The 12,647-nt window shown below is 70.3% G+C and carries 5 protein-coding genes; all 5 read right to left on the bottom strand.

Going from position 1 to position 12,647, the window contains the following annotated elements; genetic code table 11:
- Window positions 1–365 precede the first annotated feature (365 nt).
- A complete protein-coding gene (locus IE262_RS22060) occupies window positions 366–1,472 on the bottom strand; it encodes a right-handed parallel beta-helix repeat-containing protein (RefSeq protein WP_189875902.1) in 1,107 nt (368 codons plus the stop codon).
- Between the two features lie 140 nt (window positions 1,473–1,612).
- The gene (locus IE262_RS22055) at window positions 1,613–2,854 is read right to left on the bottom strand and encodes a glycosyltransferase (RefSeq protein ID WP_189875900.1); all 1,242 of its coding nucleotides are present in this window, start codon (window positions 2,852–2,854) and stop codon (window positions 1,613–1,615) included.
- A gap of 2 nt (window positions 2,855–2,856) precedes the next feature.
- Entirely contained in the window at window positions 2,857–3,897 is a 1,041-nt protein-coding gene (locus IE262_RS22050) for an alpha/beta hydrolase (RefSeq protein WP_189875898.1), read from the bottom strand.
- 91 nt (window positions 3,898–3,988) lie between these two features.
- Window positions 3,989–10,705, bottom strand: a complete 6,717-nt coding sequence (locus IE262_RS22045; RefSeq protein ID WP_189875896.1) for a type I polyketide synthase — start codon at window positions 10,703–10,705, stop codon at window positions 3,989–3,991.
- Window positions 10,702–12,510 carry a fatty acyl-AMP ligase gene (locus IE262_RS22040; protein ID WP_189875894.1) on the bottom strand — a complete coding sequence of 603 codons (1,809 nt, stop codon included), beginning with the start codon at window positions 12,508–12,510 and terminating at the stop codon, window positions 10,702–10,704. Before IE262_RS22040 ends, IE262_RS22045 begins: the two co-directional genes overlap by 4 nt.
- Window positions 12,511–12,647: the final 137 nt, after the last annotated feature.

Here is a 12,647-nt window from a genome sequence, read left to right as displayed (position 1 = left end):
GGGAGGACGTGGACCCTTTCGGGCCCGGGTCGCCACGGCGCTCAGCGAAAACCGCGTGAGGGGGTGGCGACTTGAGAGGACTCGTTGCCTCGGGGCCGGCTGCAGGAGGGCGAGTCGTGCGTGGAACGGGAGGGGCACCTAACCCATCGTGGTGCCGGATCCCTCGCTCTATTCGAGTGAACCAAAAGGGTGATAAGTGCGGTAGTGGCGAAAAGGTATTTCAGGGAGCTTGTGTGACCATATGTAAAAGCTTCTCCTGCATGTCCTGTACGCCGGAGTGCGCCGGACAAACGCCCGAGCCCCTGGAAGGTCATTCCAGGGGCTCGGGGGGAGAGGGAGGCGGGCTCAGGCAGTTACACCGCGGCTCACCCGGTGCAGCCGGCGAGCGTCGGGACGCAGTTGTTCGGGGTGTTCGCGGTGACCGTGGTCCCGCTGAGCGACACCGTTCCGCCGTCGGAGAAGATTCCGCCGCCCTGGCCGCCGTTGGCCGTGTTTCCGGTGACGCTGCCTCCGATCAGTTGCGTGGTGCCCGCGTGGCTGAACAGGCCGCCGCCGTTGAGTGTGGCGGTGTTTCCCGACACGGAGGTGGTCTGCACCTGCAGAGTGCTTCCGAGATTCGCGATACCGCCGCCGAAACTCCCCGCCTTGTTGCCGGTGACCTGGCTCGCGTTGACGGTGAGGTTCCCGGCTCCGCCGAAGACACCGCCGCCCTCGAAGTTGGTCGTCGTGTTGTTCTGGATCGTGGCGCTGCTCAGCAGCGTCGTTCCGTAGCTCGCCACACCGCCGCCCGTACTGTCCCCGGTATTGCCGGAGATCGTGCCGGAGTTGTAGGTGACCGAGGCGGACGTGTTGACGTGGAGGGCGCCGCCGTCCCCCGCCGTGTTCTGGGTGAGACCGGTGGTCGAGAAGGTCGCCGTGCCGCCCGGGGCGACCGCGACGCCGCCGCCGTCGTTGCTCGCGGTGTTGCCGGTGACGGTGGACTGGCTCATGTTGAGTGTGCCCAGGTCGAGGATGCCGCCGCCGTCGGTGCCCGCCGTCGGGGTCGTCGCCCGGCCGCCGGACAGGGTGACCCCGCTGACCGTGAGAGTTCCGCCCGGGGCGACCTCCGCGATCCGGAAGTCCGCTGCCGTGGCACTGCGGTTGATGGTGGATCGGATACCGCTGAGGGTCACGTTGCCGGTGATGATCGGCAGTCCGTCGGGGCCGTGGGAGCCGGTCGCGGCCGCGGAGGTCAGCGTGTACGTGCACCCCGTGGCCAGTGAGACGGTCCCGCCTCCCGGGGTGGTGTTGGCGGTGCTGATCGCCGTGACCAGTGCGGCCGAGTCCCCGCAGGGCACGGAGGCCGCGGCGGACTTCTTGCCGCCGCCCCGCTTCTGGTGCTCGTCGGCCAACGCGGGAAGGGAGAACGCCCCCGTGGATACGGCCAGCGCCATCACGGGGACAAAACCGCGCATCGCAGTCGCGAGTCGCACGAAGTACCTCCTTGAGTCTGATCCTGGAGAGAAGCCAGGATCAGACTCTGCGGCGGGACAGCGATCGGCATCCGCAGAGGCGCTGGACGAGTGACGGAGTTCGCGGAACGAGGAGTCACCACCGGTGACCCGTCCGGGTGTTACCCGACAAGCTGGTTCAGGACGTGGCAGGCACGCGCGGCACCGTCCTCGGCCGTCAGCGCGCGGCCCAGCCGACGGGCCGCCTCGGTATGACCTTCGTCCCCGGTGACGGCTCGCAGCCGGTCGGCGAGAGCGGGGACGGTGAGCTGCCGGGACGGCAAGGGCTCCGGTCCCGCCCCGAGGCTGTGCACCCGGTCCGCCCAGTAGGGCTGGTCACCGAAGAACGGGCAGACCAGGGACGGGACTCCGGCACGCAGTGCGGAGGCGGTGGTGCCCGCACCTCCGTGGTGGACCACCGCGGCCATGCGGGGGAACAGCCAGCTGTGAGGGGTGTCCCCGACCACGAACATGTCGGCGTCACTCGTGGCGGGGTCTCCGGCCAGCACTCCGCGCAGTCCCGCGCGCCGCAGCGCGGCTCGTACGACGCGGTCGGTGGCCTCGGGGTCGCCGGTCTTCATGCTGCCGAAGCCCACGTATACGGGCGGAGGTCCGTCGTCCAGGAAGTCGAGCAAACGCCGCGGCGGTTTCCACAGTGGCTGTTCGTGGTGCCAGAAACCGGTCATGTGGACGTGGGGTCCCCAGTCGGGCGGCCGGGGTACGACCGCCTCGCTGAACGCGCACAGCACGGGGGCCCGGCGGACGCGGCGCAAGGGGGCGAGCGGGGAGAGGGCGGGAACGCCGAGTCCCTCCCTGCGCCAGGTGTTGATGAACCGACGGCACATCAGCCACGATCCCAGGTCCACCGCCTCGAAGCTGAGGCGGTTTCCGAAGGCCCCGAGGAACCGCGCGGCCGGCGCGAACGGGTGGGGGAACGCACCGGTGGGCTGACTGGGCTGGAAGTGGATGATCGCGTGCGGGACGCGCAGATACTGGCTGAGGTGGACGCCGAGGAAGCCGAAGGTGGGCGCCAGGACGAGATCGGCTCCCTCGGCACCCGCCTGGGTCTCCGCGAGCAAGCGGGAGAACAGGGGCCGCACGATCCGGTCGATGCCGCGGATGAACGCCACCGGATTGCGCTTCCCGGCCAGCAGTTCCTGTCCTTCGGGCGAGTCGATGATCGCACTGGGGTCCGCCGGGAGGGCGTGGAACTGGAGCCCCGCCGCGGTGATCAGTTGCTCGTAGCGGCTGCTGGCCAGCAGCCGGACGGCGTCGCCCTGGCGGGTCAGTGCCCTGCCCAGCGCCAGGCACGGCTGGACGTCCCCACGCGACCCCGCGGCGAAGATCACTACCGTGCGGCCCATCGCTACCTGAGTACCTTCATCACCGTGGGCCAGATGCGGTGCAGTTCACGGTCCCAGTAGGGCCAGGAATGCGTCCCGGGTTTGTAGAAGTCCGTCGAGACGGTGACACCCGCCTCACGGAGCGATTCAGCGAATTTCCTCAGCGAAGCCGGAAGCATTCTTTCGGCCAGCATGCCTGCCGCGATCACACGGGTCTCATGGGCCGCGTCCAGTGGTCCGGGTGTTCCGTTTCCCGAGGAGAGGTGGACCCTCGTTCCCCGGAAGGCGCCCGGTCGGGCGGCCGGGTTGTGGGCCTGCCAGTTGTCGTCGTCTTGTTCCGGGTCGCCCCAGACGTCCTTGATGTCGATGCCGTCCACGGTGGAGCCGAGACGGATGAAATCACGCACCTCGGGTTCATTGAGGTCGACGTACGAGCTCATGGAGGCCGCGTACCGGAACATCCGCGGGTGACGCGACGCGTAGTTGAGCGCGCCGAAGCCCCCCATGGACAGGCCGACGACGGCACGGGAGGAGTTGGTGCGAAAAGTCCTCTCCATGAGCCGGACCAGCTCGACGGTGTGGAACGTCTCCCACAGGGGCGCGCCGACATACCAGTCGGAGTAGTAGCCGTGCTTGCCGCCGTCGGGCATCACGATGACGACGTCGGAGTCCTCCGCCAGTTCCTCGACGTCCGTCTCGCGCGTCCAGGAGGTGTAGTCGTCGTCTCCGCCGTGCAGCATGTAGAGCACGGGGTACGTGCGTCGTCCCTCGCTCGTCCAGCTCTTGGGGAGGATGACGCGGACCGGCACGGAGCCTTCCATGGCCCGTGACCGGACGGTCAGGTCCAGCGTGCGGTCGTCGAGTTCCCTGACGGCTGTGATCCGGGCGCCGGTGCCGGCCGGTCGGGGCGCCCGGTCCGCGCCGTCGATGGCGGCAGCGGTCGCGGTGCCGTACAGCGACGACGCGAGGAGCAGGAGACAGGCGAGGAATGAGCGGCGGGTGAGGCGTGCCCGGCCAGTGCACAGGGCGTTCCGGCGGAGCATCTGAACAAGATCGACATTCACGTGCAGACCATGCCGAAATACTTCATTCGGTACCAGTCGGCACGCCGATTTTATGCCGATGTGATCGGCGGACCGGGTGACGCACCCTGTGTCAGTTGCCTTGTCTGTCAAGGCATGGGGTGAGGTGCCGCGCGATGACCTCGACATGAGGCGGGTCGATGAGCGACAAGTGGTCGCCCGGCACGGGGACGACCTCAAGTGACGGGCACAACGGCGCCCATCCGAGGTCTGCCTCGCCGCGCACGTACCGGGGGTCGAGCGCCGTGGTCAGCTGCTGTGCTTCCTGGGCGCGATAGAGCACGACGTGACCCGGATAGGGCTGAGGCCGGTACCGCTCTCCCACGCGTGCGTCGACGTACGACGTCCGCTGGTGCTCCATGATTCCGGGGCTCATGTCGAGGCCGGCTTCGGCGACGAGCCGCATGACCACGTCGATCCGCTGCTCGTCAGGCGTGGCAGCCAGTTCCTCGTAGGGCAGGTCGAGTCGGCGTCCGTAGGTCCGCTCGATGTATGCGGCGAAGCGGCCGAACCGTTCGACGATCATGTCCTTGGATTCGAGGCCGGGGAGAGCGGCCTGGAGGATCGTGTCGACGAGTCCGAGGAAGCCCACGGCCCGGTCTGTCTCGCGGAGCCGGCGGGCGACCTCGTAGGCGAGACAGCCGCCGAAGGACCAGCCGAGCAGGTGGTACGGCCCCTGCGGCTGGAGCTCCAGGAGGAGATCGACGTAGTGGGCGGCCTTCTCCTCCACCGTCCGCAGCGAGTCCACGCGGTCGAATCCGTAGACGGGCTGTGTGCTCGGAAGCAACTGGACCAGGGGCCGGTAGACCGATGTCGGCCCGCCGGCGGGGTGAAAGGTGAACAGGGCGGGGCGGTGGGTGCCGGGCTGGACGTCGCGGAGGACACGGACGACGGACTCTCCGGTCCTGTTCACCACGGGCCGGATCAGTTCGGCGAGGGCGGCGACGGTGGAGTGGGCGAGAACACGCTCCGCGGTGAGGCCCGGGACAGTGGTGTCCAGCCGCCGGCGGATGCCCTCCGCCAGGTCATGAGCGGTGCGCCGGTCACCACCCGCGGCAAGGAAGTCCTGGTTGACGTCTTCCGGCCGCCGTCCGAGGACGTCCCTCCAGACGCCGGCCACCAGGCGTTCGGCGGCATCGCGAGGATCCAGCGTGGTCGGCAGCGCCGGGGTCGCTTCGGTGCTTGTGCTGACGGGCTCCGGCTCGGTGTTCTCGGGGTGCACGGCTGCCGTCGCGTCACCCGGATCAGCCCGCGTCAGGCCCAGTTCCTTCAGAACCGCGTCGCCGAGCGCACGAAGACTGGCACCCCGCAGAAGGAAGGGGGCGGGCAACGCGACGGCGAAGTCCTGCTTGGCGGCGTTCTGGATCCGCACGGTCATGAGGGAGTCGAGGCCGAGGTCGGTCAGTGGAATGTTCTCGTCCAGGTCCTGGACAGCGCGTCCCATGACGGCGGCCGTACGCTTGGCGAGCCGTTCGTAGACCCTGGCGGGCGCCGCTTCGCCGAGCGTTGTGATGCCTTCCGGGCCGTCCCAGTCGTGGTCGGGGAGACCACTGCCGCGCAGAACCCCCGAGAAGAACGGGATCGCGTCCAGGCCGGGGAAGGCTTCCAGAGCCCGACGGGCGTCCAGACGCACCACGCCGGTGTGTGCCCTGCCACGGGTGACCAGCGCTTGCAGGGCGTCCAATCCGTCCTTCACGGCGATGGGTTCGAGGGCGATGGCGGAGTTCGTGGTGAGGTCCCGGGGTGCCGCACCCACCTCGGCCCAGGGGCCCCACGCGATGGCGGTGGCCGGCAGGCCCACGGCCCGGCGACGGTGAGCGTGCGCGTCCAGCCAGGCGTTGGCCGCGGCGTAGGCCGCCTGTCCGGGGGAGCCGAGGAGCGCGGCGGCGGAGCTGTACGACAGCCACCAGTCGAGTTCGTGCCCCGAGGTGGCCGCCTCCAGGTGGAGGGATCCCGTGACCTTCGGCTGGAAGACAGCGTGGATGTCGGACGACCGCAGATCGCTGATGACGCGGTCGTGGATCACGGCTGCGGCGTGGGCGACCCCGCCCAGGGAATGCCCTTCGGACAGGGCCGCCTCGACCAGACGTGTGGCCACACCGGGCTCGGCGACATCTCCCCGCACCACGACGACAGAGGTGCCGAGTTCGCCGAGTTCGGTGAGGACGGCCCGCGTCGCGGGGCCCGGAGCACGGCGGCCGTTGAGGACGATGCGGCCCGCTCCCTGCTCGGCCAGCCGTCGAGCCGTCGCCAGGCCGAGGCCGGTCAGTCCGCCCGTCACGATGTAGGCGCCGTCGGGACGGGCGAAGGGCACCCTGACGGATGCGTCATCCGAGTCCACTGCGGCCAGCCGGGCGACGAAACGCGTACCCGCGCGCCAGGCGACCTCGTCGGCCTCGCCGTCGCACAGCAGTTCCTGGGCCAGGTTGTCGACGAGACCGGGTTGGGGATCGATGTCCACCAGGGTGGTACGCAGCGCGGGATGCTCCAGGGCCAGGGCGCGCACGAGACCGCGAAGCGAGGCCAGGTCGGGGTTTCCCGTCTCCCCGGGTACCACTGACTGGGCCCGCTCGGTCACCAGCCACAGCCGGGGAAGCGGCAGGTGACGAGGGTCGGTGACCAGACGGCGGGCGAGGTCCGCGGCGGTGTGCAGCCCTCGGCACGCTCCGGGTGGCTCGGGGCCGTCGGCCAGGAGCAGGACCAGCGCGGCCCGTCCGTCGTGTGTCGTCTCGCGCCAGGTGTCCAGCAGGCTGTCGAAGGCATCAGCCCGGCGGTCCGCGACCGCCACCTCAACGCCTTGTTCCTGGAGCGCCGACTTGAGGTGGGAGGCATGGGGGTTCCTGCTGCCGTCGGACTGGTCCGTCAGCAGCAGGACGCGGGCCGGAGGGGAAGGGAGGGAGACGGAGGCTTTCTCCCACTCGATTTCATAGGTTGTCTCGTCGAGCGGTTGCGGGACCTCGCCCGGTTCGACGGCCCGGAGCCGCACGTCCTGGGCCACGAGCAGCTCGCGTCCCCCGGCGTCCTGGGCATGGATGTCCCACGGGCCGCGGTGGGGTGGTCGGCCAGGGGCGTCGCCCATGGCCGGCTCGCCGGTGCCCGGCAGGCACCGGACCCGGCATTCGGCGTGGCCAGGAGGCTTCAGCCGTACCTGAAGAGACCGTACGGAGACCGGAACGTCTTCCGTGGCGGACGGTGTGTGCAGGACGGCGTGCAGGAGCCTGCCGTGCGGTCGCCGGTCCGGCGCGGGTTCCTCAGCGGCGGGTACGGCGAAGCCGACCTCGAAAGGAGCGGTCCCTCCCGATCCACGACCCGTCAGCGGTTCGGGTTTGGTGTGCACGCGGGCGGAGGCGTGGCACAGCCAGGCGCCGGAGGCGGATCGTGCGTGGATGCCGACGGTTGCCTGATCGCGTCCCTCCGGCTCCCAGACGGTCGTGACGGGCGTTCTGGCGGACACCGGCAGCCAGTGATGGACTGTCAGGTTCTCGATGCGTACCGTCTCGACGGCCGTGGCGCTCGTGGCGGTCGCCGCGGCGATCACGAGCTCGGCGCAGACGGGCAGCGAAAGGACGGGCCTGCCGTGCAGGGTGGCCGGCCGCTGGTTCCAGCCGTCGGTGCCGATGTCCCCCTGCCACAGGACACGGTCCGTGCCGGGGTCCTCCACCCGCACGCCCAGCAGGGAGTGGTCGCCCGCGCCGGACGGCTGCTGTGAGGGGCCCCTTCCACGGAACCAGTGAGGGACATGACGCCAGGGAGGACTCGGCACGGTCACCCGCTCGCCGTCCGGCCACAGGTGCCGGGCCGGTCCCTCCACGCCGGCCAGGTGAAGCTCCGCGAGGGCGATGCGCAGATGCACGCTCTCATCGCTGTTGCGGTGCACCGTCGGCAGCACGCGGCCGCGCCCCGGGGCCACCGCGCCCAGCGTCTCCGTGATCGGGACGACAGCGACGGGGTGAGGTGAGATCTCCAGGAAGAGGTCGTGGCCGTCGGCCGCCGCGGCGGCCACCGCCTGCTGGAAGCGAACAGGGCGGCGGGCGTTGGCGCACCAGTAGTCCGCGTCCGCGTGGATGTCGGCGCGGGCGTCGTCCAGGACCGTCCCGTACCAGGGGATGGCCGCGTCGCGTGGGCTGATACCGCCGAGGGCGTCGCGCAGCGCCGTGAGGACCGGATCGACGGCTGGTGAGTGTGCGGCGGCCGCGATGGGGAGGAGGCGGGCGAGGCGCCCCTGCGCCTCGACTTCCGCGACGATACGTGCGATGGGGTCGCTGGGACCCGTGACGGTGCAACGCTGCGGCGAGGCGTACACCGCGATGCTGACATCCGGATAGCGGCCGAGGAGGTCCGCGCGGGACTCCTCCGGAAGTTCCACGACAGCCATCGCGCCGGCTTGTTCCTGGTCGATGGCGGCGAGCCGGGTGGAACGGTTGAGCATCACCCGCAGGCCGTCGCGGGGGTCGAGAGCGCCGGCGACCACGGCCGCGGTCACCTCTCCCATCGAGTGCCCGATGACAGCGGCGGGCTCGACCCCCGAGGCGCGCACCGTGTTCGCCAGGGCGAGTTGCAGGCCGAAGAGGAGCGGCTGTGTGCGGTCGACGCTCGTGTCCTGGTCCGTGCGGGAGAGCAGGTTCGTGAGGGAACTGCCCGTCTCCGCCTCGAAGACCGGATCCAGTTCGCCGACCGAGGCGGCGAAGACGGGATCGTCGCGCAGCAGCCGGTGCCCCATCCCGTCCCACTGCGAACCGTAACCGGAGAAGACGAGCACCGGCCGGCGTGGCGTCTTCTCGTCCGTTTCCAGGTCCTGTGCTGTCCGTGGTGGCACGACGCACGAGGGGGTCTCGCCCTTGGCGAGCGCCACGAGTGCCGCGGTGAGGTCGGCGCGCCCCCGGCCGACGACGGCGGCGCTTGCCGGTCCCCGGCGTTGGTGGGCCAGCGTGTGGCAGACATCTGTGAGGGACAGGGCACCGCCCTGCGTGCTCAGCCAACGGGCGAGACCGGTGGCGACGTCGCCGAGCCGGTCCTGGGAACGCGCGGTGACCATCAGGACGTGGGGGACACCCTCGGCACCCTCGACACCTTCGACTCCCTCGGCACTCTCGGCACTCTCGGCGGGCGACGGGACCGGCTGGGGTGCCTGCTCCAGGATGGCGTGAGCGTTGGTGCCCCCGAACCCGAAGGCCGACACACCCGCCAGAGCGGGGCGCCCACGGTCGGCGGGCCACGGAGTGGGCTCAGCGACGACGCGCAGGCCCAGCTCGGTGAAGTCGATGTGGGGGTTGGGGCTGTGGAAGTGGAGGGTGGCAGGCAGCTTTCCGTGGTGGAGCGAGAGCACCGTCTTGATCAGGCCGACGATTCCCGCCGCGCCCTCCAGATGTCCCAGATTGCTCTTGACCGAGCCGATCAGCAGCGGTTGGCCGGCCGGGCGGTCACGGCCCAGGACGGCGCCCAGGGCTCCCGCCTCGATGGGATCACCCAGCAGCGTCCCGGTGCCGTGCGCTTCGACATAGCCGATGTGGGCTGCTTCCGCGCCGGCGTCCCGCAGGGCGCTGCGCAGCAGGGCTTCCTGGGCGTTCGGGTTGGGTGCCATGAGCCCGGCCGAGCGGCCGTCCGAGTTGACCGCCGTGCCGCGGATGACCGCCAGAACCCTGTCGCCGTCCCGCTGGGCGTCGGTGAGTCGTTTGAGGACGACGACGCCGCATCCTTCCCCGCGCACGATGCCGTCGGCCCTCGCGTCGAACGGCTTGCATCTGCCGTCCGGTGCCAACGCGCCGACCTGTGCGAAGTTGGCGGTGACGGCCGGTGAGAGCAGTACGTTGACCCCGGCGGCCAGGGCGGTGTCGGATTCGCCGTCGCGGAGACTGCGGCATGCCTGGTGCACGGCCACGAGGGACGAGGAACAGGCGGTATCGATCGTCATGCTGGGGCCGCGCAGGTCGAGCAGGTAGGACATGCGGTTCGCGGCGATGCTGCCTGCCGCCCCGGTGTTCGTCCACGGTGTGACCCCTGGCAGGCCGGCCGTGGTCAGATGCCCGTACTCAAGCGCGCTGAGACCGACGAACACGCCGGTGGCACTGCCCTGGAGGTGCGAGAGCGGAATTCCCGCGTGGTCCAGGGCCTCGCATCCCACTTCGAGCAGGAGTCTTTGCTGAGGGTCCATGACGTCGGCTTCCGCGGGCTCGATCCCGAAGAAGTCCGCGTCGAAGCCCTGGACGTCGTCCAGGAAGGCACCCCAGTGAGGGGTACGCGCGAGCACGGCCGCGGTCTCGGACGCCCCGTCGTCGAAGTCCTGCCAGCGTGCGTCGGGGACCTGGCCCACGACGTCCCTGCCCGCGAGCAGTGCCTCCCAGAAGGCGTCGGGCCCCTGGACACCACCCGGGAGACGGCATCCGACGCCGATCACCGCGACCGCGTCGGGACCGGTGTCGTCCCTGCCTCCGGCTGCTGTCGGGGCACAGGTGGTGGTCTGCTCGGCCGGGTTCACCGGAGCCAGGCTGCGCACCAGTTGCTCGATGCTGGGGTTCTCCCACACCAAGGTGGCGGGAAGTGCCCTGTCGAGCGTCTGTTCCAGCCGTCCACTGAGCCCGACGGCCTGGCGCGAGGTGAGTCCGTAGTCGGTCAGGGGACGTTCGCCGTCGATCTCGTCGGCGGGTACGCCGCACAGGTCCGCGACCAGATGGCGCAGGAGGGAGCGGATCTCGGTGGCGGTCGGCGCGTCGGCGCCCGTGGGCCCGGTGAGAGGTGTGTGATCAGCGTTCGATGGCCCTGCTGCCGGGTCCTCTCCGGGCGGGGTGGTCATGCCGTACCAGTCCTCAGGGCCGTGTTCCTCGTGGCCGCCCAGGTGCCGGCGAGGTACTGCGCCCGGCAGGCGCTGCGGGCGACCTTGCCGCTGGTGGTACGGGGTACGGTGCCGGGCGGGGCGTGGACGAAGTCGTGAACGGCGATTCCGTGGGCGCTCGCGACAGCCCCGCGTACGGCCCGGGTCACCTCGTCGCGAGCGGTGTGCGGGTCGGTGACACCGGGGGCGTGCTCGGCGACCACGACCAGCCTTTCACCTTCGTCGGTGGACACGGCGAACGCGGCCGTGTGGTGGCGCCGGATGGCGGGGTGGGCGTCCTGCACGGTGAGTTCGATGTCGTGCGGATAGTGGTTGGTGCCGTCGATGATCACCAGGTCCTTGAGCCGGCCGGTGACGTAGAGCTGCTTGTCGTGCCACATTCCCAGGTCGCCCGTGCGGAGCCAGCGCTGTGCCGGATCGGCCGCGTCTTCGCCGTCCATGACGGCACCGAAGGATTCCCCGTCATGGGGGCGGCCCCAGTACCCGCGTCCGATGTTCGGGCCCCGCAGCCAGATCTCCCCGACCGTCCCGTCCTCCCGCCGACGGCCGGTCGCCGGATCGACGACGGCCACTTCCTGGTTCGTCGGCCGGCCGCAGGCGACCAGTTCGGTGATGGAGCCGCCTTCGGTGGGTTCAGCGACCCGCGCGGTGCCCTGCGCCAGCAGGCTCCGGTCGAAGGGGGTGACGGTCGGTTCCTCCCCGGCGGGCGATGCCGCGACGAACACGGTGGCCTCCGCGAGGCCGTACGAGGGGCGCATGGTGGTCCTGCGGACGCCGAACGGCGCGAACGCTTCATGGAAGCGGTCGAGGGTCGCCGGATTGATGGGCTCGCTGCCGTTGACCAGGGAGGCGACCGATCCGAGGGACAGGCCGATCCGTTCCTCGGGCGGCACTCGCTGAACGCAGTAGTCGTAGGCGAAGTTGGGGGCGGCCGTGCAGGCGCCGCCGTAGCGGCTGAGCAGGCGGAGCCATCGGACGGGCTGCTGGACGAAGGCCAACGGATCCATGATGACGGACTGCATGCGGCCCACGATCGGCAGGGCGATCGTCAGTACGAGACCCATGTCGTGATACAGCGGGAGCCAGCCGACGGTGCAGTTCTGCCCTCTGCGGAGGTCGTACGCTTCCAGCGCCTGGCGTGCGTTGGCGCACACGTTGGCGTGGGTGATCTCCACCCCGGACGGCATCCTCGTCGACCCGGACGTGTACTGGAGATAGGCGCAGTCCTCGGGCTGTGGCTCCGGGGCCTGTGGCTCGGGGGCTCGTGTCTCCGGGGCCGTCGAAGCCTCGGCGGCCGCGGTTCCCGCGGCCCGCACCAGCTCCTCCACGCTCATGACGCGCAGACGTGAGGCGATCCCGTGGCCGGTGCAGAAATCGGCCACCGCTTCCCGCTGCTCCGGCGCGGCGATGGCCAGCGCGGGTGCCGCATCGGCCAGCACGGCCGCCAGTTTGTCGCCGTGGCCGGGCAGGCCGGGCGGGAAGAGCGGTACGGCCATCGCGCCCGCGCATACGGCGCCCAGGAATCCGACCACGTAGTCGAGGCCCTGCGGCGCGACGACGGCCACGCGCTCGCCTGCCGCGCCCGCCCGGCCCAGCCCGGCTGCCACCGTCCGTACCCGTGCGTCCAGCTCGCCCCACGTCAGCTCGACGGATGTCCCGTCCCTGTCGGTGCCGAAGTCCACGAAGGTGAACGCCACCTCATCGGGTGCCTGCTGGGCGGAAAGAGCCAGATGGGTGCTGAGCGTTTCGCCCTTGGGTGACGGCATTGGATCACCATGCCTTCATTGAGGTCGGACAGCATTCTCATTCCGGCCATGCCTGAGAAGCCCGTATTCAGGGTCAGCGAAACATGAAAACAAGATCATTATCGTACGACACGCCGTTTCCGTTGACTCGGATGCCG

Origin of the sequence: Streptomyces bluensis, from assembly GCF_014650715.1 — a bacterium.
Lineage (GTDB): Bacteria > Actinomycetota > Actinomycetes > Streptomycetales > Streptomycetaceae > Streptomyces > Streptomyces bluensis.
This window is presented reverse-complemented; position numbering and strand designations above follow the sequence as displayed.

Coding starts and splice junctions, on each gene's coding strand:
- IE262_RS22055 (WP_189875900.1), bottom strand. CDS start 2,854: ATGGGCCGCACGGTAGTGATCTTCGCCGCGGGGTCGCGTGGGGACGTC.
- IE262_RS22045 (WP_189875896.1), bottom strand. CDS start 10,705: ATGACCACCCCGCCCGGAGAGGACCCGGCAGCAGGGCCATCGAACGCT.
- IE262_RS22040 (WP_189875894.1), bottom strand. CDS start 12,510: ATGCCGTCACCCAAGGGCGAAACGCTCAGCACCCATCTGGCTCTTTCC.